The sequence below is a fragment of the Janthinobacterium sp. P210006 genome (genome assembly GCF_036231885.1).
Classification (GTDB): domain Bacteria; phylum Pseudomonadota; class Gammaproteobacteria; order Burkholderiales; family Burkholderiaceae_D; genus Janthinobacterium; species Janthinobacterium violaceinigrum.
In genome coordinates, this window is the sequence record NZ_JAZARD010000001.1 from 517,223 (window position 1) to 539,755 (window position 22,533).

21 protein-coding genes are annotated in these 22,533 nt (G+C 62.7%); 10 read left to right on the top strand and 11 right to left on the bottom strand.

The window, feature by feature from the left end:
- Positions 1 to 21: 21 nt before the first annotated feature.
- The 3 genes from VPH41_RS02290 (at position 22) to VPH41_RS02300 (ending at position 4,366) form a co-directional block, all read left to right on the top strand.
- Positions 22 to 1,209, top strand: coding sequence for an efflux RND transporter periplasmic adaptor subunit (locus tag VPH41_RS02290; protein WP_328568831.1), 1,188 nt, complete (start codon positions 22 to 24; stop codon positions 1,207 to 1,209).
- A 5-nt stretch (positions 1,210 to 1,214) separates the two neighbouring features.
- Entirely contained in the window at positions 1,215 to 3,206 is a 1,992-nt protein-coding gene (locus VPH41_RS02295) for a MacB family efflux pump subunit (RefSeq protein ID WP_328569605.1), read from the top strand.
- 176 nt (positions 3,207 to 3,382) lie between these two features.
- Positions 3,383 to 4,366 (top strand): ABC transporter substrate-binding protein, encoded by a 984-nt coding sequence (locus VPH41_RS02300; RefSeq protein ID WP_328568832.1) that lies wholly within the window; start codon positions 3,383 to 3,385, stop codon positions 4,364 to 4,366.
- Positions 4,367 to 4,433: 67 nt separating this feature from the next.
- Here VPH41_RS02300 and VPH41_RS02305 read toward each other — a convergent pair whose 3' ends face one another.
- Positions 4,434 to 5,042 carry a hypothetical protein gene (locus VPH41_RS02305; RefSeq protein ID WP_328568833.1) on the bottom strand — a complete coding sequence of 203 codons (609 nt, stop codon included), beginning with the start codon at positions 5,040 to 5,042 and terminating at the stop codon, positions 4,434 to 4,436.
- 256 nt (positions 5,043 to 5,298) lie between these two features.
- Here VPH41_RS02305 and VPH41_RS02310 point away from each other — a divergent pair, with 256 nt between their 5' ends.
- From VPH41_RS02310 to VPH41_RS02335, 6 genes are all read left to right on the top strand, one after another.
- Positions 5,299 to 6,102 carry a cytochrome C assembly family protein gene (locus VPH41_RS02310; RefSeq protein WP_152283621.1) on the top strand — a complete coding sequence of 268 codons (804 nt, stop codon included), beginning with the start codon at positions 5,299 to 5,301 and terminating at the stop codon, positions 6,100 to 6,102.
- Entirely contained in the window at positions 6,099 to 6,362 is a 264-nt protein-coding gene (locus tag VPH41_RS02315; protein WP_152259597.1) for a PP0621 family protein, read from the top strand. Before VPH41_RS02310 ends, VPH41_RS02315 begins: the two co-directional genes overlap by 4 nt.
- Before the next feature lie 114 nt (positions 6,363 to 6,476).
- Entirely contained in the window at positions 6,477 to 7,547 is a 1,071-nt protein-coding gene (locus tag VPH41_RS02320) for a sigma 54-interacting transcriptional regulator (protein WP_328568834.1), read from the top strand.
- A complete protein-coding gene (gene ampD, locus VPH41_RS02325; RefSeq protein ID WP_328569606.1) occupies positions 7,525 to 8,136 on the top strand; it encodes a 1,6-anhydro-N-acetylmuramyl-L-alanine amidase AmpD in 612 nt (203 codons plus the stop codon). Before VPH41_RS02320 ends, ampD begins: the two co-directional genes overlap by 23 nt.
- Positions 8,137 to 8,520: 384 nt before the next feature.
- Positions 8,521 to 11,472, top strand: coding sequence for a ribonucleoside-diphosphate reductase subunit alpha (locus VPH41_RS02330; protein ID WP_152283624.1), 2,952 nt, complete (start codon positions 8,521 to 8,523; stop codon positions 11,470 to 11,472).
- Positions 11,473 to 11,590: 118 nt separating this feature from the next.
- The gene (locus VPH41_RS02335; RefSeq protein WP_070218582.1) at positions 11,591 to 12,742 is read left to right on the top strand and encodes a ribonucleotide-diphosphate reductase subunit beta; all 1,152 of its coding nucleotides are present in this window, start codon (positions 11,591 to 11,593) and stop codon (positions 12,740 to 12,742) included.
- A gap of 29 nt (positions 12,743 to 12,771) precedes the next feature.
- Here the strand turns inward: VPH41_RS02335 and VPH41_RS02340 are convergent, their stop codons facing one another.
- On the bottom strand, positions 12,772 to 12,915 hold the full coding sequence (locus VPH41_RS02340) for a hypothetical protein (RefSeq protein ID WP_328568835.1): 144 nt from the start codon (positions 12,913 to 12,915) through the stop codon (positions 12,772 to 12,774).
- Between the two features lie 705 nt (positions 12,916 to 13,620).
- Positions 13,621 to 14,640, bottom strand: a complete 1,020-nt coding sequence (locus tag VPH41_RS02345) for a hypothetical protein (protein WP_328568836.1) — start codon at positions 14,638 to 14,640, stop codon at positions 13,621 to 13,623.
- A gap of 253 nt (positions 14,641 to 14,893) precedes the next feature.
- Between VPH41_RS02345 and VPH41_RS02350 the strand changes: the two genes are divergently transcribed.
- Positions 14,894 to 15,427 carry a YggT family protein gene (locus VPH41_RS02350; RefSeq protein WP_034780256.1) on the top strand — a complete coding sequence of 178 codons (534 nt, stop codon included), beginning with the start codon at positions 14,894 to 14,896 and terminating at the stop codon, positions 15,425 to 15,427.
- Positions 15,428 to 15,518: 91 nt separating this feature from the next.
- Here VPH41_RS02350 and VPH41_RS02355 read toward each other — a convergent pair whose 3' ends face one another.
- From VPH41_RS02355 to VPH41_RS02390, 8 genes are all read right to left on the bottom strand, one after another.
- Positions 15,519 to 16,457 (bottom strand): carbohydrate kinase family protein, encoded by a 939-nt coding sequence (locus tag VPH41_RS02355; RefSeq protein ID WP_152283626.1) that lies wholly within the window; start codon positions 16,455 to 16,457, stop codon positions 15,519 to 15,521.
- An 11-nt stretch (positions 16,458 to 16,468) separates the two neighbouring features.
- Positions 16,469 to 17,734: a DUF3426 domain-containing protein gene (locus VPH41_RS02360; protein WP_328568837.1), complete on the bottom strand. Its 1,266-nt coding sequence runs from the start codon at positions 17,732 to 17,734 to the stop codon at positions 16,469 to 16,471.
- A gap of 8 nt (positions 17,735 to 17,742) precedes the next feature.
- Entirely contained in the window at positions 17,743 to 18,687 is a 945-nt protein-coding gene (gene prmA, locus VPH41_RS02365) for a 50S ribosomal protein L11 methyltransferase (protein ID WP_328568838.1), read from the bottom strand.
- Positions 18,684 to 20,099 (bottom strand): acetyl-CoA carboxylase biotin carboxylase subunit, encoded by a 1,416-nt coding sequence (gene accC / locus VPH41_RS02370; protein WP_152257935.1) that lies wholly within the window; start codon positions 20,097 to 20,099, stop codon positions 18,684 to 18,686. The genes prmA and accC overlap by 4 nt, the downstream gene beginning before the upstream one ends.
- A gap of 101 nt (positions 20,100 to 20,200) precedes the next feature.
- Positions 20,201 to 20,665, bottom strand: a complete 465-nt coding sequence (accB, locus tag VPH41_RS02375) for an acetyl-CoA carboxylase biotin carboxyl carrier protein (RefSeq protein WP_077408497.1) — start codon at positions 20,663 to 20,665, stop codon at positions 20,201 to 20,203.
- A gap of 90 nt (positions 20,666 to 20,755) precedes the next feature.
- Complete coding sequence (gene aroQ, locus VPH41_RS02380) at positions 20,756 to 21,193, bottom strand: type II 3-dehydroquinate dehydratase (protein ID WP_034746628.1); 438 nt, start codon at positions 21,191 to 21,193, stop codon at positions 20,756 to 20,758.
- 82 nt (positions 21,194 to 21,275) lie between these two features.
- Positions 21,276 to 21,842, bottom strand: coding sequence for a TlpA family protein disulfide reductase (locus tag VPH41_RS02385; RefSeq protein WP_328568839.1), 567 nt, complete (start codon positions 21,840 to 21,842; stop codon positions 21,276 to 21,278).
- 19 nt (positions 21,843 to 21,861) lie between these two features.
- On the bottom strand, positions 21,862 to 22,500 hold the full coding sequence (locus VPH41_RS02390; RefSeq protein WP_328568840.1) for a hypothetical protein: 639 nt from the start codon (positions 22,498 to 22,500) through the stop codon (positions 21,862 to 21,864).
- Positions 22,501 to 22,533 lie beyond the last annotated feature (33 nt).

Here is a 22,533-nt window from a genome sequence, read left to right on the forward strand (position 1 = left end):
CAACCGCAAGGCGGCTTCTTGATGGCGGCCCGCCTGCCTTCCCGCCGCGCCCGCATCCTGGGCGGCGCGGTCTTGCTGGCGCTGTTCGGCGCCGGTGCATTGTGGGCCACGCGGGGCCCGGCCACCGTGTTCGACACGGCGCCCGTCAAGCGCGGCAATATCGAGGCCAGCGTCACGGCCATCGGCACTCTGCAGCCGCAAACCTATGTCGACGTGGGCGCGCAGGTGTCGGGTCAGATCACGCGCCTGCACGTACAGCCTGGCAGTGCCGTGGAAAAAGGCCAGCTGCTGGCCGAGATCGATCCCAGCGTGCAGCAAGCCACGGTCGATGCGGGCCGCGCCGCCCTGGCGGGATTGCGCGCGCAGCTGGCCGACCAGCAGGCGCAGCACCGCCTGGCGGGCCAGCAGCACGGGCGCCAGAAGCAGATGGCGAAGTTCGACTCCACGCCGCTGGCCGACCTGGAAGCGGCCGAAGCCACCCTGGCGTCGGCCGGCGCCAAGATCGACCACCTGAAGGCGCAGATCGACCAGACCCAGGCCAGCCTGAAGGCGGACGAGGCGCGCCTGGGCTATACGCGCATCTACGCGCCCATGGCCGGCAAGGTGGTGGGCCTCGATGCGAAGGAAGGGCAGACCCTGAACGCCACCTACCAGACGCCGAACATCCTGCGCATCGCCGACCTGTCGGCCATGACGGTGTGGACGGAAGTGTCGGAGGCGGACGTGCGCCGCGTGCGCCCGGACATGCCCGTGTACTTCACCACCCTGGGCGGCGACCAGCGGCGCTGGAGCGGCAAGGTGCGGCAAGTGCTGCCCGCGCCGCCCGTGCCCGGCGGTTCTGCCGCCGGCACGGCACTGGCGCCGTCGACCAGCAAGGTGATTCTGTATACAGTGCTGTTCGACGTGGATAACGCCGATGGCGAACTGATGCCGCAGATGACGGCGCAAGTGGTGTTTGTCACGGCCGCGGCAAACAATGTGCTGGCTGTGCCCTTACCGGCCCTGAAGCCGTCCACCGCGGAAGGCGCGAAGCCGGGGCAGTTCACGGCCCGCGTGATGGATGCCGATGGCAAGGTCGATACGCGCGCCGTCACCGTGGGCGTGCGCAACCGCCTCAGCGCGGAAGTGCTGCAAGGCTTGCGCGAAGGTGAATTGCTGGTCACGGGCGAACAGCCGGCCGGCAGCGGCAGCAGCAGGTTCCAGTTATGAGTGCCATGAGCGAGGCCGTGTCGCTGGGACCGGCGGGGCAGCCGGAGCAGCCGCCCCTGATCCAGTTGCAGGGCATCCGCAAGCGCTACGGCGGCCATGACGGCGCGCCGGCCGTGGAAGTGCTGCGCGGCCTGACCCTGTCCATCGGCGCCGGCGAATTCGTCGCCATCGTGGGCGCGTCCGGTTCCGGCAAATCGACCCTGATGCACCTGCTGGGCTGCCTGGACCGGCCCAGCGACGGCACCTACCGCTTCGCGGGCCAGGACGTGGCCAGCCTGAATCCCGATGAACTGGCGTGGCTGCGGCGCGAAGCGTTCGGCTTCGTCTTCCAGGGCTACCATTTGATCTCCACCGAATCGGCGCGCGAAAACGTGGAAGTGCCGGCCCTGTATGCGGGCATGCCGGCTGCGGCCCGCCACGCGCGCTCGGAAGCGCTGCTCAAGCGCCTGGGGCTGGGCGACCGGCTCGACCACCGGCCGAACCAGTTGTCCGGCGGGCAGCAGCAGCGCGTGTCGATTGCGCGCGCCCTGATGAACGGCGGGCGCATCATCCTCGCCGATGAACCGACGGGGGCGCTCGACAGCAGCAGCGGCGCCGAAGTCATGGCCCTGCTGGGCGAGCTGGCCGATGCGGGCCACACCATCATCCTCATTACGCATGACCGCAAGGTGGCGGCCCAGGCGCGCCGCGTGATCGAGATCCGCGACGGCGAAATCATCGAAGACTCGGGCGCCGTCGCCATTGCCGCCACGTCGACGGCCCTGCCGCCGCTGGACATGTCGCGCGCCGCGCATGACACGGGCGCCTCGCTGGGCACGGAATTGCTGGACGCGGCGCGCGCCGCCTGGCGCGTGCTGTGGATCAACCGCTTCCGCACGGGCTTGACCCTGCTGGGCATCATCATCGGCGTCGCGTCCGTGATCGTCATGCTGGCCATCGGCCTGGGCACGCGCCAGCAGGTGATGGCCCAATTGGGGGCGTTCGGCTCGAATTTGCTGTACATGGCGTCGCGCGGCGAAAGCTCGCGCATCCCCGGGCGCAGCATCACCTTGGCCGACCTGGACGCGCTCAAGGATGTGCCGGGCATTTCCCACGTGCTGCCGAATGTCACCGGCAACAAGGTGATACGCCACGGTAACCTCGACGTGCAGACGTATGTGCGGGGCACGGGGCCGGCGCTGCCGCAGATCCAGACCTGGCCCGTGGCCAAGGGCGGCTTCTTTACCGAGGAGGACGAGCGCGAGATGGCCACCGTGGCCGTGCTGGGCGCGCACCTGGCGGAAAAGCTGATGCCCGACGTGCCCAACCCCGTGGGGCAGAGCATCCTGATCGGCAACGTGCCGTTCCAGGTGATCGGCGTGATGAGCGCGAAGGGCGCGCTGACGGGCGAGAAGGATGAAGACGACGTGCTGCTGCTGCCGTTTTCCACGGCCGGCATCCGCGTCTTCGGCCAGCGCGAGCCGACGTACACGGTGATGGCGGTGGCCGACGTCAAGCGCGTGACGGAGGTGGAGGCGGCGGTCGACGCCACCATGTTCGAGCGCCACCGCATCCGCGACTACGGCATCAGCAACGCGGCCGCGTCGATTGCCGCCGAAGCGAAGACGCAGGACAACATGACCATGATGCTCAGCCTGATCGCCGCCGTCTCCCTGGTGGTGGGCGGCATCGGCGTCATGAACGTGATGCTGATGACGGTGCGCGAGCGCACGCGCGAGATCGGCATCCGCATGGCGACGGGCGCGCGCCGGCGCGACATCCTGCGCCAGTTCCTCACCGAAGCCGTGCTGGTGTCGGTGGTGGGCGGCGTGGCCGGCATCGTGGTCGGCGTGACGGTGGCGGCCCTGCTGCTGGTCTGGGACGTGCCGGTGATCTTTTCGCTGAGCGCCGTGGGCGGTGCGTTTGCCTGCGCCGTGGTGACGGGGCTGGTGTTTGGCTTCATGCCGGCGCGCAAGGCGTCGGGACTCGACCCCGTGGTGGCGCTGGCGGGACAGTAGCTGCCGGCGCAACGCCGGCAGCGTGGCTGGCGCCGGCCCTTGCCGCCTCCGGGCAAGGGTCGGCCGCCGGCAAAAAAATGTTGCCCTGGCTCTAACACGCGGTACTATCTCCCCATAATAAAAAAGCCGTGTCTTATGCCCTGGCGGGCACATACCAACCACCACAGGAGAACCCGATGCAGAAACAATCCACCTTGAAGACCGGTATCGCCGCCGCCCTCGTGCTGGCGTTCGGCATGGGCGCTGCCCAGGCGCAGGAAGTCGTGCGCCTGGGGAATTTGAAGTTCGCCCATTACGGCGCCGTGTCGTACATCAAGGAAATCGCGCCCAAGTGCGGCATCAAGGTCGAAGAGCATGTCTTTGCCAAGGGCCTCGACGTGATGCAGGCGATTATTGCCGGCGAGCTGGACGTGGGAGCGACGGCGTCCGAGGCGGCCATTTCCGGCCGCGCCGGCGGTGCGCCCATCTACGTGGTGGCCGGTTTTGCCAAGGGCGGCGCGCGCCTGGTGGCGGGGGCGGGACAAAAGATTGGCAGCGTCAAGGAGCTCAAGGGCAAGCGCGTGGGCGTGACGCGGGGCGGCATCCAGGAAGTGCTGCTGCTGGCCGAGCTGGCGCAGGCGGGCCTGACGTATTCCGAAACCAAGGGCAAGGATGTGCAACTGGTGTTCCTCGCCTACGCCGACTTGAACCAGGCGCTGATGGGCAAGAATATCGACGCCATGATGCAGTCGGAGCCGCAATCGTCGCAGGCGATCAACAAGGGCTTCGGCACCGAAGTCATCAAGCCGTACGACACGCCGATCGGCGAGCCCGTGCGTACCATGGTGATGACGGAAAAATTCTACAAGGAACGCCGTCCCGTGGCGGAAAAATTCATGCGCTGCTTTGTCGAAGCGACGAAAACCTTTATTGACAGCAAGGCGACGGCAGAAAAGTATGTGCGCGAAGTGGTATTCCGCGGCCAGATCACGAAGGACGATTTCGACGACGCGATCAGCAATTCGCCGTATTCGTACGACATCTCGCCCGAGCATATCCAGGTGACCACCGATGTGATGGTGAAAACGGGCGTGGGCCGCATGAGCAAGCCGCCCGTGGCCAGGGACTGGGTCAAGACGGACTTGCTGGAGCAGGCGAAAAAGAGCCTGAATGTGAAGTAAATCAGCCCAAGCATGAAAAAAACCTCCGCCTGGTAATGGCGCGGAGGTTTTTTTATGGCAGGCGGCCTTAGCGGGCGTTAAAGCCCATCCAGCCTTTTTCCGTCTGCCGGAAGCTCAGCGTGTAGATGCGCGTCAATTCATCGCCTTTCTTGAGCTGGCGGTTGATGATGGCGCCGTAATTGTCCAGCACGATCTGGTCCGCCCACTGCAGCAGGTTTTCAAAGCGCTCGGCCGTCATTGCCGCCTGGCGGGCCAGCAGCGGCGCGGGAATCGCCTTCTTTTCCTGCTCCTGCGCCCAGAATGTGCGGAAAGCCTTGTTTTCGCCGCCCATGCCGCGCGCCATCAGGCCCAGGCCCATGGTCATGCCGGCGGAACTGTCCGTCTTTGCCTGCGCTTCGAGCTTGTCGGCCACGTCGGCCAGCAATTCCAGGTAGCCCACCTTGGCGCGCAGGATGGCGGAGCCCTTGATATCGTATTGCTGTTCGTTCTCTTTCCAGCCGTTCAGCTTTTCCAGCTTGGCGATGTCGAAGTAATCCTTGTACAGGTCGTAGTTCTGGATAGACGTACGGAAATATTCCTCGTAGGTGGACTGGGAAGGCGCATCTTTCATGCAGCCGCTCAGCAAGGTGCAGATGGCAAGCAGGAGGCAGGTCCAGGACAGTTTTGGAAAAGACATGGTGGCGGTGGCGTAAGGGTGGATAAATGTTGCTATGTGGACATAATTATAGGACTGGCTAATCAGGATGGCAACGTGGCTGCGGCGCGGTAAAGCGGTGCCGGCGGAAAGATTGCCGAAATCTTGAGGGTGCGCCACCCCGTCGCGCCTCAGGCGCGATATCATGGCAGGCTTGCAGCATGGGCTGGCGGCGGAATGCCTGTCACCCGGGCTGTCGCTTGAATCGCGCTTGTCGGCTATGGTGTAAACTTAAACTATGCAGATCTATTTCTTTTTCCTCGCCGCCCTGTTGTACGCGGCGTGCGCGGTGCTTCCCTCGTCCCGTGCCCGGTTGATTGCCGGCCTGACCGGCGTTGCCTGGCTGGCGCATGCCGCCACCCTGTGGTTCGACCTGATGGCGCCGGGCACCCTGCGTTTCGGTTTTTCCGCCATGCTGTCGGCCGCGCTGTGGGTCTCGGTGGGCGCCTACTGGATAGAGAACCGCAATTTCAGCCTGGACGGACTGCGCCGCATGGTCATGCCCAGCGCCGTCATCGCCATCGGCCTGGCCTGGGCTTTTCCTGGCAGCCAGGTCAACATGGAAGGCAAGTCGGCCGTCTTCGGCTGGCATATCGCCGTGGCCGTGCTCGCTTACAGCACCTTGACGATTGCCGCCTTCCACGCCGTGCTGATGGCGCTGCAGGAATCGCGTCTGCATACGCGCAGCGAAAGCCGCGGCTTCATCGGCAGCGCGCTCGATCAGCTGCCGGCCCTGCTGACGATGGAAAAACTGCTGTTCCGCATGATCGGCCTGGGTTTCATCCTGCTCAGCCTGACCGTATTGTCGGGCATCGTCTTTTCCGAGCAATTATTTGGCAAGGCGCTCAACTGGGACCACAAGTCCGTGTTTACCATGCTGTCGTGGCTGTTGTTTGCCGCCCTGCTGGCAGGTCGCCGTTTTCGCGGCTGGCGCGGCAAGACGGCCCTGAGCTTTACCCTGGCCGGTTTCGCCACCTTGTTGCTGGCCTATGTCGGCAGCCGTTTTGTACTGGAAGTGGTTTTACACCGAGGATTCGCATGACACGTGTTTTATTCTGGCTGGCGCTGGTGTTTCTGGTGCTGTTTGCTATCCGCAGCAAGATCCGCGGCATGCAGCAGCGCGCCCGCGCGCAGCAGCAACAGCAGCGGCCGAACCCGTTTACGCCGCCGGGCCGGCCGCAGGAATTGCCCGATGCCGAGCTGATGCTGTGCTGCGCCCATTGCGGCGTGTACTACCCGGCTTCCGAAAACGTGCAGGCCAAGGGCCACGATTACTGCAGCCACGCGCACGCCACGCTGTAAGGGCCGGCCCGCGCCCCGTTGCTCATCCGTATCGTAAGGTCCCTCGGCAGCAGTCCGGCGTAGCATCTGCAGCAGGCGGTTCGCCACCGCCATTGCAGAAAGGCGCGTTTCCCCATGTCCAGTCCCCGCCCGCATACCGTGACCGCCGCCGGCATGGCGCCGGCGCCGCAACTGAGCGGCAACTCGCTGCCCATGCAGGCGCTGCGCGCGCAGATCGGCCGCATCGCCCGCTGCGGCGCGCCCGTGGCCATCCGCGGCGAATCGGGCACGGGCAAGGAACTGGCGGCGCGCGCCATCCATGCGCAGGGCGCGCGTGCCAGCTTCCCGTTTATTGCCGTCAACTGCGGCGCCATTCCCGAAGCGTTGATGGAAGCCGAATTCTTCGGCTGCCGGCCCGGCGCCTACACCGGGGCACGGCACGAGCGCCAGGGATTGTTCCAGGCGGCCCACGGCGGCAGCCTGCTGCTCGACGAAGTCGACGATCTGCCGCTGGCCATGCAGGTGAAGCTGTTGCGCGTGCTGCAGGAGCGCCGCGTGCGCAAGCTGGGCGGGAGTGCGGACGAAGCCGTCGACGTGCGCATCCTGTGCGCCAGCCAGCATGGCCTGGCGCGCGGCGTGGCCGCCGGCACGTTTCGCCAGGATCTGTTTTACCGCCTCAATGTGATCGAGCTGGCGCTGCCGCCGCTGCGCGAGCGGCGCGGCGATCTGCAGGTATTATGTGAGGTAATCCTCGCGCGCCTGGCCCCGGGCCAGGCCGTGAGCCTGGCGCCGCCTGTGCTGGCGGCGCTGGCCGCGTATGCGTTTCCCGGCAATGTGCGCGAGCTGGAAAACGTGCTGGAGCGGGCGCTGGCCTTTGCCGACGGTGGCGTGATCGCGCTCGACGGGCTGGCCTTGCCGTCCGCGGCGGGCACTATGCCGCTGCGGGTGCTGCCGCCGCCGGCCGTGCCGGAACGGCAAGCGTGCCTGCCCGGCATGGCGCTGCGCGGCGTGGTCCCGGTCTTGCCGCTGGAGATGTATTTGCGCCAGGCCGAGCGCGACATGATCGTGCGGGCGCTGGTGCGGGCGCGCTACCACCGCGCACGGGCGGCGCGCCAGCTGGGGCTCAGCGTGCGCCAGTTGCGTTACCGCATGCAGAAACTGACGATACAGGAACCGCTACTTGATGAGCGCATGGACGATAGATGAAGACGGCTGGTGCGACGGTGCGCTGCGCTATGACTCGCCGCACCACGATGCGCGCCCGGACGGCATGCAAGTCGATTTGCTGGTGATCCATAACATCAGCTTGCCGGGCGGCCACTTCGGCGGACCGCATGTGTCGGACTTGTTTACGGGCCGGGTAGACTATAATGCCGATCCTTCTTTCGCCGACCTGCGTGGCTTGCAGGTGTCGGCGCACTTTTTTGTGCGGCGCGATGGTGCGCTGTTGCAATATGTTTCTACTGATCAACGTGCCTGGCATGCCGGCGCGTCCGTGTTCGAAGGACGCCCGCAGTGCAATGGCTATTCCATCGGTATCGAAATGGAAGGCTCGGACGACGTGCCTTTCCAGCCGCGGCAATACCATGTCCTGGCGGCGCTGACGGCGGCGCTGGTGGCGCGCTACGGGCTGACGCAGGTGCGGGGCCACGAGCATATTGCGCCGGGGCGGAAGACGGATCCGGGGCCGTTTTTTGACTGGCATTTTTATCAAAAATGCTGGCTGGAAACGCTTCACGGGCAAGCTGCGTTAGCGCTTACTTCGCGGGGATTGGGCTTTCCATCCATGCCCTGAAAAGTCAACCGAAATCGTATATGAAAACACAAAAAATTACGCCGACGGATGCCGGAAAACTATTGCATCGCCTTTCGATGGGCACTACAATTAGTGCAGAACTTGAACTTAGTGACTATATGTAGTGCCATCACAGACGTTTTCAGAATTATTACCAAAGCTACCCTGTTTGTTGATATGACAACGGGAACTGGCGGTTCATCACCCTTGATCGCATTTCGCGCCAGCCGGACAAGACAGGTTGGTCGCATGATTTCTGACTGTGCATTATTTACTATTTGGCAATAAAATTACCTGAAGAAACCCAGACCATCGGGCGTTCTATTCAACAACACACGCGGCAGCAAAACTGCAGGCTGACTTTAGCTGACAACGGGAGCTTCAATGCAATCACCACAAGATATTTCCATCCATCCAACGCCAGTATCGCCAGCGCCAGGCGCGGCCAACAGCGTGGCGAGTACGGGCGCGGCATTGGGCGACTATCGCATCATCCGCCGCAACGGCGCGGTGGTGGCATTTGAGCCTTCGAAGATTGCCATCGCCATGACCAAGGCGTTTTTGGCCGTTAACGGCGGCCAGGGCGCCGCTTCGGCACGCATCCGCGAACTGGTGGAACAATTGACCGACGGCGTCGTCGCAGCGCTGGTGCGCCGCCACCCGGGCGGCGGCACCTTCCATATCGAAGACGTGCAAGACCAGGTGGAACTGTCGCTGATGCGTTCGGGCGAGCACGACGTGGCGCGTGCCTACGTGCTGTACCGCGCCAAGCACATGGAAGAGCGCCGTTTGCAGAAGGAAGCGCAAGGCGCTTCCGCACAAGTTTCCGCACCGCAATTGAACGTGACGGACAACGGCGTGCGCCGCCTGCTGGACATGCAGGAAGTGCGCGACCTGATCAACGCCGCCTGCGCCGGCCTGGAAAAGCACGTCGATGCCGACGCCATCCTGGCTGAAACGGTGAAAAACCTGTACGACGGCGTGCCCGTCGAAGAGCTGCACAAGTCGGCCATCCTGGCAGCGCGCGCGCTGATGGAAAAAGACCCGGCCTACAGCCAGGTCACGGCCCGCATCCTGCTGCACACGGTGCGCAAGGAAGTGTTCGGCAAGGAAGTGCCGCAAGCGGCCGCTGCCGCCGAATACCTGACGTATTTCCCGCAATACATCGCCAAGGGCATCGCCGCCGAGCTGCTGAACCCGGTACTGGCCAGCTTCGACCTGGAACGCCTGGCCAAAGCCATCGTGGCCGACCGCGACTTGCAATTCGGCTACATCGGCCTGCAAACCCTGTATGACCGCTACTTCCTGCACATCCAGGACGTGCGCATCGAAATGCCGCAGGCGTTCTACATGCGCGTGGCCATGGGCCTGGCGCTGAACGAAGCGGACCGCGAAGCGCGCGCCATCGAGTTCTACAGCCTGCTGTCCTCGTTCGACTTCATGAGCTCGACCCCGACCCTGTTCAACTCGGGCACCCTGCGCTCGCAGCTGTCGTCGTGCTACCTGAGCACCGTGTCGGACGACCTGGAAGGCATCTACGACGCCATCAAGGACAACGCGCTGCTGGCCAAGTTCGCCGGCGGCCTGGGCAACGACTGGACGCCAGTGCGCGCCCTGGGCGCCCACATCAAGGGCACCAACGGCAAGTCGCAAGGCGTGGTGCCGTTCCTGAAAGTGGTCAACGACACGGCCGTGGCAGTCAACCAGGGCGGCAAGCGCAAGGGCGCCGTCTGCGCCTACCTGGAAACCTGGCACATGGACATCGAGGAATTCCTCGACCTGCGCAAGAACACGGGCGACGACCGCCGCCGCACCCACGACATGAACACGGCGAACTGGATTCCCGACATGTTCATGAAGCGCGTCATGGAAAAAGGCGAGTGGACCCTGTTCTCGCCGTCGGACACGCCAGACCTGCACGACAAGGTCGGCAAGGCCTTTGAACAGGCTTACCTGGGCTACGAAGCCAAGGCCGCCGCCGGCGAAATCCGCGTCTTCAAGAAGGTCCAGGCGCTGGACCTGTGGCGCAAGATGCTGTCGATGCTGTTTGAAACGGGCCACCCATGGATCACGTTCAAGGACCCTTGCAACATCCGCAGCCCGCAGTCGCACGTCGGCGTCGTCCACAGCTCGAACCTGTGCACGGAAATCACGCTGAACACCAGCAGCGATGAAATCGCCGTCTGCAACCTCGGTTCCGTGAACATGCCGGCGCACATGAAGGAAGGCAAGCTCGATCACATCAAGCTGGCCAAGACCATCCGCACCGCCATGCGCATGCTCGACAACGTCATCGACATCAATTACTACGCCGTCGACAAGGCGCGCAATTCGAACATGCGCCACCGTCCCGTCGGCATGGGCGTGATGGGCTTCCAGGACTGCCTGCACATGATGCGCATCCCGTTCGCCTCGGACGCCGCCGTGTCGTTTGCCGACACCTCGATGGAAGCCGTCTGCTACTACGCCTACCTGGCGTCGACGGAACTGGCCGAAGAGCGCGGCCGCTATGAATCGTACGCCGGTTCGCTGTGGGACCGCGGCATCCTGCCGCAGGACTCGGTCAAACTGCTGGCTGAAGAGCGCGGCGGCTACCTGGAAGTCGATTCCTCGTCGGCCATGGACTGGACCCCGGTGCGCGAACGCATCGCCAAGTTCGGCATGCGCAACTCGAACTGCGTGGCGATTGCCCCGACGGCGACGATTTCGAACATCATCGGCGTCTCGGCCTGTATCGAACCGACGTTCCAGAACCTGTACGTGAAATCGAACCTGTCGGGCGAATTCACCGAGATCAACGGCTACCTGGTGCGCGACCTGAAGGCGCGCGACCTGTGGGATGAAGTCATGATCTCGGACCTGAAGTACTTCGACGGCTCGCTGGTGAAGATCGACCGCATCCCGCAAGACCTGCGCGATATCTACGCCACGGCCTTCGAAGTGTCGCCAAGCTGGCTGGTGGAAGCGGCTTCGCGTCGCCAGAAGTGGATCGACCAGGCCCAGTCGCTGAACATCTACATGGCCGGCGCTTCGGGCAAGAAACTGGACGAAACCTACAAGCTGGCATGGCTGCGTGGCCTGAAAACCACCTACTACCTGCGTACCATCGCCGCCACCCACATGGAGAAATCGACCTCCAAGACGGGCGCCCTGAACGCCGTGGCAGTCGATGGCGGCATGTCGGCCAGCGCGCACAGCGCAGCGGCAGCTGCCGCAGTGGCAGCCGCTCCGGCGGTGGCACCGGTCGTGGCAGCGGCAGCGGACGACGCCGATGGCGAAGCCTGCTACCTGCGTCCAGGCGACGACGGTTTCGAGGAATGCGAAGCCTGCCAGTAAGATTTTAGTTGTCAGCCCGGCACGGCCGGGCTGATTCAATGTTGTTAATGTCTGCATTGTCCGATTGAACGGGCCTGTTGCGGATCGCCGGCTCGCCGGCATGGAAAGGAAGAAGAATATGTCGTTGTCTTGGGATGATGAAACCACGTCGGCAGCTGTGCCGCGTCCGGCGCAGCAAGCGCCACTGGGAAATACCGATTTGAACCTGCCGGCCGGTGCCGAGCCGTCCGAAGCGAACGCCGAGCAAGTGGCGCGCCGCGTGAATGCCGACGACAAGCGCATCATCAACGGCAAGACGGACGTCAACCAGCTGGTGCCGTTCAAGTACAAATGGGCGTGGGACAAATACCTGGCCGGCTGCGCCAACCACTGGATGCCGCAGGAAGTGAACATGCAGCGCGATATCGAGCTGTGGAAGAACCCGAACGGCCTGACGGACGACGAGCGCCGCCTGGTCAAGCGCAACCTGGGCTTCTTCGTGACGGCCGACTCGCTGGCCGCCAACAACATCGTGCTGGGCACCTACCGCCACATCACGGCGCCCGAGTGCCGCCAGTACCTGCTGCGCCAGGCGTTCGAGGAAGCGATCCATACGCACGCCTACCAGTACATCGTCGAATCGCTGGGCCTGGACGAAGGCGAGATCTTCAACGCCTACAACGAAGTCAAGTCGATCCGCGACAAGGATGAATTCCTGATCCCGTTCATCAACACGCTGACGGATCCCGCGTTCGTCACCGGCACGGTGGAAAACGACCAGAAGCTGCTCAAGTCCCTGATCGTGTTTGCCTGCCTGATGGAAGGCCTGTTCTTCTACGTGGGCTTCACGCAGATCCTGGCCCTGGGCCGCCAGAACAAGATGATGGGCGCTGCCGAGCAGTACCAGTACATCCTGCGCGACGAATCGATGCACTGCAACTTCGGCATCGACTTGATCAACACGATCAAGATGGAAAACCCGCAGCTGTGGACGGCCGCCTTCCGCGAAGAGATCAAGGATCTGTTCATGAAAGCCGTGGAGCTGGAATACGCCTACGCGGAAGACACCATGCCGCGCGGCGTGCTGGGTCTGAATGCGCCGATGTTCAAGGGCTACCTGCGCTTCATCGCCAACCGCCGCGCGCAGCAGATCGGCATCGAGCCGCTGTTCGCCCAGGAAGAAAATCCATTCCCGTGGATGAGCGAGATGATCGACATGAAGAAGGAACGCAACTTCTTCGAGACGCGCGTGACCGAATACCAGACCGGCGGTGCGCTGAACTGGGAATAAGCGTTCGCTCTCGAAAGCCAGAAGCGCCGTCACTGTGACGGCGCTTTTTTTTCGTCCCTGGCGCCGAAAAATACGGCCGCCGCGAGGCCGCGGAACACGCCATCGGCGCAGCGGAAAACGGCGCGCGCATCGGGCGCCGCGAAGCGGCTTGCGGCGGATTTTTCGGCGGCCATGCGGGCCCGCATCGCAGGCCGAAAATATCGTTTCCGGAGACGCTGGCGGCGGCATTTGGCGCGCGATTGTGCGATAGCACGCGTAACGTGCAAAAAAGCGGGTGAAAACGTGTCGTGCCGGTTGCGCATTGACAAGGTTTTCGTGTACTTTATGAGATTGCAAATGCGAGCGTTAGAATGCGGGGTTTTTTAACCAGCGCGGTAACGAAAAAACCTCGCAAAACAGGGATACAGATTTACACGGATATGCACAAAACCACACCGTTTTCGTCTGCCGCCGTGCCCGAATTTTTTCAGGCATGGCGGTTTTTTATTTGACGCTTGGGTGTTGTGGCGAGCGCGATGCGAGGAGCGAAAAAACGCACGGCATCGAAAACGAAAGACCGAATTCAGACTTTGCCACCAGCTGCGAGATAAAGCAGGGTGGCACCGACGATGGCTGAAGTGCTGCAAACGTGAGGAGTTGCAGCAGTTCAGCTGGTGCCGAATTCATTAGCGCAAACGACCGTTTGTGCCGATGAATAATTCGCCTGGCCTATCCCTGTGGTGGGTCGGACGGGTTTAAATCTTGTAGCTTAAATTTCTCATCTCAGATGAAGGAGAGACAAATGGCAACAGCCGCTAAGAAATCAGAAGTAAAGAAACCAGCCGCCAAGGCTGCTCCTGCCGCGAAGAAGCCGGCAGCCGCAGCGAAGACGGTTGCCGCTAAACCAGCTGCCAAAGCCGCAGCCAAACCAGCCGCAAAACCAGCCGCCAAAGCCGCAGCGAAACCTGCAGCCAAGCCAGCCGCAAAACCGGCAGCAAAAGTGGCTGCCAAGCCAGTAGCGAAAGCCGCAGCGAAACCAGCGGCCAAGGCAGCAGCAAAACCGGCAGCCAAGCCAGCAGCAAAAGTGGCAGCGAAACCTGCTGCCAAGGCAGCGGCCAAACCAGTGGCGAAAAAAGCCGCTGCCAAGCCAGCAGCCAAAGCGGCAGCCAAACCTGCCGCCAAGGCAGCAGCCAAGCCAGCCGTGAAAAAAGCCGCAGCGAAACCTGCAGCCAAGGCAGCAGCGAAACCTGTCGCCAAGGCAGCAGCCAAGCCAGCAGCGAAAAAAGTCGTCGCCAAGGCAGCAGCCAAGCCGGCCGCCAAAGCAGCAGCGAAGCCAGCAGCAAAAGCTGCAGCCAAGCCGGCAGCCAAGGTAGCAGCGAAGCCGGCCGCCAAAGCGGCAGCCAAGCCAGCGGCCAAGGCAGCAGCGAAGCCAGCAGCGAAAAAAGCCGTTGCCAAACCGGCAGCCAAGCCAGCCGCGAAAGCCGCAGCAAAACCTGCCGCCAAAGCGGTAGCGAAGCCAGCAGCCAAGCCGGCAGCGAAAAAAGCGGTAGCGAAGCCAGCCGCCAAACCGGCAGCCAAGGCAGCAGCGAAGCCAGCAGCAAAAGCGGCAGCCAAGCCAGCGGCCAAGGTAGCAGCGAAGCCGGCAGCCAAGGCAGCAGCGAAGCCAGCGGCCAAAGTTGCTGCGAAGCCAGCAGCCAAAGCAGCAGCGAAACCTGCCGCCAAGGTTGCAGCGAAACCGGCAGCCAAGCCAGCGGCCAAGGTAGCAGCGAAGCCAGCAGCAAAACCGGCAGCCAAGGTTGCCGCCAAGCCAGCGGCCAAGCCGGCAGCGAAAGCCGCAGCGAAACCTGCCGCCAAGCCTGCAGCAGCGCCAGTCGTGGCAGCCGCACCAGCCGCAGCGCCGGCAGCAGCTCCAGCGGCACCAGCCGCCGTGGCCGCCAAACCGGCAGCCAAGAAGGCCGCGCCTAAAAAGGCCGCACCGAAGAAGGCAGCGCCTGTCGCCAAGCCATCGGCGCCTATCGCACCTGTAGCAAAAACCGTGTTGGCACCGGCTGCAGCCTGGCCATTCCCAACCAGCACCCGCCCATCGTAATTCCAACGATACGGGTGCCTGGATGAGGCAACACGCCGCTGTGTGACTCAATCACACAGCGGTTTTTTTTTGGAGAATTAGTCGTGCTGATCGTTATCCTTACATTGATCGTTGATACCATTGCCACTTTGCTGGGCGGCGTGTTGCTGCTGCGCTTCTGGATGCAGGCGGTGCGCGTGCGGCCCCCGTCGTCGGTGGCGCAATTCACGTTTCAATTGTCCGACTGGCTGGTGCGCCCCCTGCGCCGCGTGGTGCCGGGCGTGGGCGGGTATGACTGGGCCAGCCTGATCGGCGCCTTCCTGATCGTGCTGCTGGCCAGCTCGGTCCTGTTTATTTCCGGCTATCCCGTCGAAGTGGTGCTGCTCAAGTCGCTGCAACGCTTCCTGCAATGGATACTCTACGGTTTCATGGCCTTGCTGATCATCGAAGCCATCTTCAGCTGGGTCAATCCGCATGCGCCGCTGGCGCCGTTCGTACGGGCCCTGAACGAGCCCCTGCTGCGTCCGATCCGCAAGGTCGTGCCGCTGGTCGGCAGCCTGGACCTGTCGCTGCTGGTGGCGCTGATCCTGTTGCAGATCGCGCAAGTACTGGTGGGGATGATTATTGTCGTGAGGTAAGGCGGGGAGGCCGGCCTGGCGTTTGCGCGCAAGCCGACCTTGCTTGCACAAGCTGTCGTGTTGCCGGGTGAGGCTTCACCCGGCCTGCATATCAATAGCGGTAGCCGAACGCCGCTTCAAACTGGTCGGCAATGCTTTCCGGCGTAAACACATGGTTTTGCGCGCCCTGGGTCGCGATCTTGATGGCACCCAGCAGGCTGGCCAGGCGACCGCTGGTTTCCCAGCCCAGGTCGTTGGTAATGCCGAACAGCAAGCCTGCACGGTAGGCGTCGCCGCAGCCGGTAGGATCGAGCACTTCCTTGGCGGCCACGACAGGAATGTCGATGCGCTTGCCGTCCGTATAGATTTCCGACCCTTTTTCACCGCGCGTGACGATCAGCGCGTCCAAGCGGCTGGCGATTTCCGGCAGGGTCAAGCCCGTGCGCTCCATCAACATTTCCATTTCATAGTCGTTGGCCGACACATACGTGGCCTTGTTGATGAAGTCGATCAACTGGGCGCCATCGAAGCGTGGCAATTGCTGGCCCGGGTCGAACATGAAGGGGATGCCCAGCTCGGCCAGGTCGGCGGCGTGCTTGAGCATGCCCTGGTCGCCGTCCGGGGAAATGATGGCCACCTTGGCCGGTCCCGCATTGGCGATCGGGTTTTCATGCGCAAACGACATGGCGCCCGGGTGGAAGGCGTTGATCTGGTTATTGTCCGCATCGGCCGTGACGAAGCACTGCGCGTTGTAGCTGTCGGCCTTGATCAGGATGTTGGCGGTGGAAATGCCCAGCTTTTGCAGGCGTTCCAGGTAGGCGGCGCTATCCTGTCCCATGACGCCGACGATGCGCGGGTCGCCGCCCAGCATTTTCAGGCTGTAGGCGATGTTGCCCGAGCAGCCGCCGAATTCCGTGCGCATGGTCGGCACGAGGAAGGACACGTTTACCTTGTGCAACTGGTCGGCCAGCAGCGATTCGCCGAAGCGGCCGGGAAATTGCATGATGGTGTCGGTGGCAAGCGAGCCGCAGATCAGCGATGTTTTGGTCATGATAGTGTCTGTTAAGGATAAAAGATGGCGATATGGTAGCCAGACGCCGTGAGCTGGTCTAATGCAAAGTACAGTTTGATGGTTTGTTCCGAGCGGGGCGCAAACCCCGTGCTCACGTCGATCGTGGCCGGCAGGTAGTCGCGCGGCGCGATCACCCGGCGCAGGACGGGCTTGTCATTGGCATCGTTGAGGATCAGTTCGATGCTGGGCCAGGCTTGTACGCTGCGGCTCTGGTTGCGCAGCAGCGAGACGTAGGAAAAGGTCTGTTCCTTAAGGGTTTGCAATTCGCCCTGTTCGATGGACAGCGCCTCGATCTGCGCCGGCAAGTCGACCTGGCAGCCGCTGAGCTTGCACAGCGCCACCAGGGTTGGCTTCCACTGCGGAAATTGTGCCGCCAGCGGATTGCGGAAGGTGGTCATCACTTGCAGGAATAGCAAGAGCAGCAGCGCCACGGAGCCGAGGGCCATGGCCACGCGCAAAGCCTTGCCGCTCTGTTCGCGGCGCCGGCCCTGGGTGACGAAAGCCGGTTCATCGTCGGCGGGCGGCACTTGCGCTGGCTCGGCGGCCACGGCGGCTTCAGGCGGCACGGCGGCCGGTAGCTCCACGTGGTCGGCCAGCGTCGGTTCCAGGCGTGCCGGGGGCGCCGCGACGGGCGTCTGCGGGACGGGCTTGTCCAGGCTGACCTTGTCGGCGGCAGGCAGTGCCGGCGCGGCCTCGGCTTCCAGGTTCGGTTCGCGGCGGCTATCGCGCAAATACGTGGCGAAGGCGGGCGCGTCATCGACCTGGCGGCGCTTGAACGGCGCCATCGGCTGGGGCAGCGGCGGCTCCGGTTGGGCGGCCGGCGTTGCCACCGGTATCGCTGCGGGAGGGGCGACAGGGGCGGCGACAGGCACCTCGTCCGGCGTCTCGGCAGGCAGGCTGACGTCGAGGTCCAGTTCGATGGCTTCGCCATCGTCTTCGTCCTCCTTGAGCTGCGCCGTTTCCGGCAAGATGCCGAACGGGTCGAACGAGGTGTCGAAGTCGAGAGAATAGATGGGTTCGTCGTCCGTGGCGGACGGCAGGCTGGCGTCAAGCGGGTAAGCGCTCGGCAGCGGGGCGCTGCCGCCGGGGGGCGATGTTAAAAACGGCGATGCCGCGGCTGGATCGACCAGCGCGGCATTGCCGTCAAAGACTTCCCTGCACGTGCCACAGCGCACGATGCCCCCACGTAACTTCAACTGGTCAGCAGCGACCCGAAATATCGTGTTGCAATGGGGGCATTTGGTGGCGAGGGCCATTGCTGTGCTTATGCACCTTCCGCGCGGGGCGCAGGCGCTTGCGTGCTGCCCAGGTGGCCATGCAGGGCCACCCAGCCATCTTGCTCGGCCCATACACCCAGCTGGATGAACGGCGCGTAGGCTGCGGCCACTTCTTCCGCCTGACGTGCCAGCACGCCGGAGAGGATCAGTGCGCCGCCGTCGGCAACGCGGCCCGACAGCATTGGTGCCATCAGCTTCAATGGGCTCGACAGGATGTTGGCAACGACGATGTCAAACTTGGCCGTGGCGTGTGCCGAGGTGGCAAACGTGTCTGGCAAGAAATATTCGATCTCGCACTGGTTGCGTTCGGCATTGTCGCGTGCCGATTCGATCGCTTGCGGATCGATATCGACGCCGGCCACCGTTTGCGCGCCCAGCTTCTTGGCCACCATGGCCAGGATGCCGGAACCGCAACCGTAGTCGAGCACGGTCTTGCCGGGGGCAGGGTTTGCTTCCAGCCATTCCATGCACAGGCGCGTGGTGGGGTGGCTGCCCGTGCCGAAGGCCAGGCCCGGGTCCAGTTCCAGGATCAGGCCGTCAGGGTCCGGTGCCTCGTGCCAGCTGGGCACGACCCAGATATTCTTGCCGATGTGAATCGGGGCGAATTGCGACTGCGTCAGGCGCACCCAGTCCTGCTCTTCCACGGGGCGCATGGTAAAGGCCGGAACTTCCGTCATGCCGACAGCCTGGGCTGCGGCGGCCACGATGGCGGCCTGGTCGGCGTCGACGTCCGTCAGCGCCACCACGCGGCTGCGTTCCCACGCCGCTTCCTTTGGTTCCATGCCGGGTTCGCCAAACAGGGGCTGCTCGGCGTCCGTGCCTTCATCGGCGTCTTCCACCGACACCGACAGGGCGCCCGCTTCCATCAACGCGTCGGACATGGCCTCGGCGTTGTCGCGGGCGATTTCAATGACGATTTCCGTCCAGCTCATGCGCCCGCCTTGATTTCGGATTTCTTGGCGATGCTGGGGCTGCCGCTATTGAGGTTCTTGCCCAGGTCCGGCATGTCGGCCAGCTTCTGTTCCAGATAGTGAATGTTGGTGCCGCCTTCGATGAAGCGCGCGTCGATCATCAGTTCGCGGTGCAGGGCGATGTTCGTGTTGATGCCTTCGACCACCATTTCGGACAGGGCGATCTGCATGCGGCGGATCGCCTGCTCGCGCGTGGCGCCGTAAGCGATCACTTTGCCGATCATCGAGTCGTAGTGCGGCGGCACGTAGTAGCCGGCGTAGGCGTGCGAGTCGACGCGGATGCCAGGGCCGCCCGGCGCATGCCAGGAGACGATCTTGCCGGGCGATGGCGTGAACTTGAACGGATCTTCCGCATTGATGCGGCACTCGACGGCGTGGCCCGACAGCAGGACGTCGCGCTGGCGGAAACGCAGTTTTTCGCCGGCGGCGATGCGGATCTGCTCTTGCACGATGTCGATGCCGGTGATCATTTCGGTGACCGGATGTTCAACTTGCACACGGGTATTCATTTCAATGAAATAGAACTCGCCGTTTTCGTACAGGAATTCAAACGTGCCGGCGCCGCGGTAGCCGATCTTGCGGCAAGCTTCCGCGCAGCGGTCGCCAATTTTCTCGATCAGCTTGCGCGGGATGCCCGGCGCCGGTGCTTCTTCGATCACTTTCTGGTGGCGGCGCTGCATGGAGCAGTCGCGCTCGCCCAGCCAGACGGCGTTCTTGTGTTCGTCGGCGAGGATCTGGATTTCCACGTGGCGCGGATTTTCCAGGTACTTCTCCATATACACTTCAGGGTTGCCGAAGGCCGTGCCGGCTTCCGTCTTGGTCATCGCCACGGCGTTGATCAGGGCCGCTTCCGTGTGCACCACGCGCATGCCGCGTCCGCCGCCGCCGCCGGCCGCCTTGATGATGACGGGGTAGCCGATCTTGCGGGCAATTTGCACGATCGCTTTCGGATCGTCCGGCAACGCGCCTTCCGAGCCCGGTACGCACGGTACGCCAGCCTTGATCATGGTTTGCTTGGCCGACACTTTGTCGCCCATCAAACGGATCGATTCGGAGCGGGGGCCGATGAAGACGAAGCCCGATTTCTCGACGCGTTCGGCAAAGTCGGCATTTTCCGACAGGAAGCCATAGCCTGGGTGAATCGCTTGCGCGTCCGTCACTTCAGCGGCGCTGATGATGGCGGGCATGTTCAGGTAGCTCAGGGCGGACTGTGCCGGCCCGATACAAACGGATTCGTCGGCCAGCTTGACGTATTTCGCGTCCTTGTCGGCTTCGGAGTGGACTACAACCGTTTTAATGCCCATTTCGCGGCAGGCGCGCTGAATACGGAGGGCAATTTCACCACGGTTGGCAATCAGGATTTTTTCAAACATGGTAGGTTCGCGTATGTCTGTGAGAGCCGGCGAGCCGGCGAAACAACAAGTGTGAGGGGCTAAAACTGCAAACGGCCGTTGCCGGCCGTGTGGACTGGGTTTTAGCCGATCACAAACAAGGGTTGACCGAATTCGACCGGTTGGCCGTTTTCGACCAGGATCTGGGTCACGACACCGGCTTTGTCGGAGTCGATTTCATTCAGGAGCTTCATCGCTTCGATGATGCACAGGGTATCACCTTCCTTGACGGTCGAGCCCACTTCAACATAGGCGGCGCTGCCAGGAGCGGAGGAGCGGTAGAAGGTGCCGACCATCGGCGACTTGACCACATAGCCCGTTGGCTCGGCGGCGACCACGACGGCGGCTGCCGCAGCGGGAGCGGCGGCTGGCGCGGCTGGCTGGTATTGGGCTGGCATGCCTTGCGGCTGCATCATGACCATCTGGTTTTGCGGCATGGCCGACGATTTGACGATGCGAACCTTGCTTTCGCCTTCGGTAACTTCCAGCTCTGCGATATCCGATTCGGCGACCAGGTCGATCAAGGTCTTGAGTTTTCGTAGATCCATGTAAAACCCCTAGGAATGTAGTTTGTTTTATGAGTGATGCGGTGATGTCCAGAACCTATCGCCGCGCTAAATGCGTGCAGATCGCGTAGATTAACGTTTTTTAAGCGCAAAGTCGATGGCAAACCGATATCCATCGATACCCAGGCCGCAGATCGTCCCCTGCGCGATCGCGCTGAGAAATGAGTGATGTCGAAACGTTTCGCGTTGATAAATATTCGAGATATGGACTTCCACGAACGGAATGGCGACCCCGGCCAGCGCATCGCGCAAGGCAACGCTGGTATGGGTCAGGCCGCCCGGATTGATGACGATGGCATCGATCCCTTCCGCTCGCGCGGCATGGATGCGGTCGATCAGCGCGCCTTCATGGTTGCTTTGAAAGCAAACCAGGTCGGCACCGGCCGCCATGGCTTGCGCCATTGCTGCCTGCTCGATATCGGCCAAGGTGCTGGCGCCGTAGACCTCAGGCTCGCGCGTTCCCAGCAAATTGAGGTTGGGACCGTTGAGCAGAAGGAGGTTTTTTGCCATGTATGGAAGACCGTTTTAGCGAAAGTTCCGCATTTTGCCGCCAAAGATACGCATTGGCAAGAGAAAAAAGCACGCTCCGAATTTACAATTTATCCAGATCGGCGCGCAACTGATCAAATTTCAAGCGGCCCAGATAGGTCTTTTTGACTTCGCCATCGGCGCCGATCAGCACCGTAAAGGGCAAACCGCCCGTGGCATTGCCAAAATGGCGCGACAGGTCGGTGCCGCTCATGCCGGACACATACACGGGATAGGCAATCTTGACCTTGCTGGCAAAAGTGGCAATATTGCTGGCGGAATCGATGCCGATGCCGATCACCTGCAGATTTTTCGCGCCATAATGGCCTTGTACTTCGGACAGTTCCGGCATTTCTTCCACGCATGGCGGGCACCATGGCGCCCAGAAATTGACCAGCAGGTTTTTACCCTTCCATTGCGACAAGGCTTGCGTGACGCCAGCCGCGTCCGGCAGGGACAGCGCATACAGTTCGTTGACTGGGCCCGTCGCGCCTGGCGCGATGGCGGTCGTCTGCGGTCCCGCTTCTTTTGCTGCTTCCTTTGCTTTTTCCTTGCTCAAGCCGACGTACGCGCCCATGCCGCCAAACATCAGCGCAACGATGGCGCCGGCGATCCAATTCTTTTTTGTCATAACTTTATCTATATCAATGTTAGTGGGCAGCCGGCGCGCCATCGGCGAGGCTGGCGGCCAGCAGGCTGCGCAGCCCGGCGATATCGGTGCGCAGCACTTTTCCATCCGCCTTGGCTTTCAGTGCGCCGCGCATATCGTCGAGCTCATACAGGGCCGCGTGCACGCCTTCGTTTTTCCACAAGAAACTGGCTGTCTCGACCGCATCATAACGCGCTCCCTTGAAATGCGGGCTTTCCGACATGTCGAGCACGACATTTTTATTCAGCAGGAAGATGTGGATTTCCTTGGCGCTCTCGGCAAACAGCTGCAGATAGATCTCGTCGTGGGGACCGGCCGTGCCGTTCAGCACGGGGCCGCTGAGCAGGGGATGAAATTGTTGCAACGCTTCCATGACCTGCAGCGCGATCGTGCGCAGCTGGAACAATCGCGCCGGCTGGCTGTCGGCCAGGAACAGGGCATTGTATTGCCGCACCTGTTCCTCGACCATCTCGTTGTCCGGCAGTATATTGGGCCGGCTGGGGGCGTCGCCCAGCACCTGCCGCGCCGCCTTGCGCTTGGCGCTGCCATAGTCGGCGCCATCCTGCGCCACCAGGCGCGCGGCAGCGGCGGCGATTTCCAGGCGCAACTGCGCGCTATCGTCAAATGCATCGTTCGTCATGAGCGAGATGATACTCTGAAGCGGAAAAAGTCA

What these genes read in the sequence shown, in the direction of transcription:
- VPH41_RS02310 (WP_152283621.1), top strand. Translation starts at nt 5,299, where the DNA reads ATGCAGATCTATTTCTTTTTCCTCGCCGCCCTGTTGTACGCGGCGTGC.
- VPH41_RS02335 (WP_070218582.1), top strand. Translation starts at nt 11,591, where the DNA reads ATGTCGTTGTCTTGGGATGATGAAACCACGTCGGCAGCTGTGCCGCGT.
- VPH41_RS02315 (WP_152259597.1), top strand. Translation starts at nt 6,099, where the DNA reads ATGACACGTGTTTTATTCTGGCTGGCGCTGGTGTTTCTGGTGCTGTTT.
- aroQ (WP_034746628.1), bottom strand. Translation starts at nt 21,193, where the DNA reads ATGGCAAAAAACCTCCTTCTGCTCAACGGTCCCAACCTCAATTTGCTG.
- accB (WP_077408497.1), bottom strand. Translation starts at nt 20,665, where the DNA reads ATGGATCTACGAAAACTCAAGACCTTGATCGACCTGGTCGCCGAATCG.
- accC (WP_152257935.1), bottom strand. Translation starts at nt 20,099, where the DNA reads ATGTTTGAAAAAATCCTGATTGCCAACCGTGGTGAAATTGCCCTCCGT.
- VPH41_RS02305 (WP_328568833.1), bottom strand. Translation starts at nt 5,042, where the DNA reads ATGTCTTTTCCAAAACTGTCCTGGACCTGCCTCCTGCTTGCCATCTGC.
- prmA (WP_328568838.1), bottom strand. Translation starts at nt 18,687, where the DNA reads ATGAGCTGGACGGAAATCGTCATTGAAATCGCCCGCGACAACGCCGAG.
- VPH41_RS02385 (WP_328568839.1), bottom strand. Translation starts at nt 21,842, where the DNA reads ATGACAAAAAAGAATTGGATCGCCGGCGCCATCGTTGCGCTGATGTTT.
- VPH41_RS02360 (WP_328568837.1), bottom strand. Translation starts at nt 17,734, where the DNA reads ATGGCCCTCGCCACCAAATGCCCCCATTGCAACACGATATTTCGGGTC.
- VPH41_RS02320 (WP_328568834.1), top strand. Translation starts at nt 6,477, where the DNA reads ATGTCCAGTCCCCGCCCGCATACCGTGACCGCCGCCGGCATGGCGCCG.
- ampD (WP_328569606.1), top strand. Translation starts at nt 7,525, where the DNA reads ATGAGCGCATGGACGATAGATGAAGACGGCTGGTGCGACGGTGCGCTG.
- VPH41_RS02340 (WP_328568835.1), bottom strand. Translation starts at nt 12,915, where the DNA reads ATGGCCGCCGAAAAATCCGCCGCAAGCCGCTTCGCGGCGCCCGATGCG.
- VPH41_RS02295 (WP_328569605.1), top strand. Translation starts at nt 1,215, where the DNA reads ATGAGCGAGGCCGTGTCGCTGGGACCGGCGGGGCAGCCGGAGCAGCCG.
- VPH41_RS02300 (WP_328568832.1), top strand. Translation starts at nt 3,383, where the DNA reads ATGCAGAAACAATCCACCTTGAAGACCGGTATCGCCGCCGCCCTCGTG.
- VPH41_RS02355 (WP_152283626.1), bottom strand. Translation starts at nt 16,457, where the DNA reads ATGACCAAAACATCGCTGATCTGCGGCTCGCTTGCCACCGACACCATC.
- VPH41_RS02390 (WP_328568840.1), bottom strand. Translation starts at nt 22,500, where the DNA reads ATGACGAACGATGCATTTGACGATAGCGCGCAGTTGCGCCTGGAAATC.
- VPH41_RS02290 (WP_328568831.1), top strand. Translation starts at nt 22, where the DNA reads ATGGCGGCCCGCCTGCCTTCCCGCCGCGCCCGCATCCTGGGCGGCGCG.
- VPH41_RS02330 (WP_152283624.1), top strand. Translation starts at nt 8,521, where the DNA reads ATGCAATCACCACAAGATATTTCCATCCATCCAACGCCAGTATCGCCA.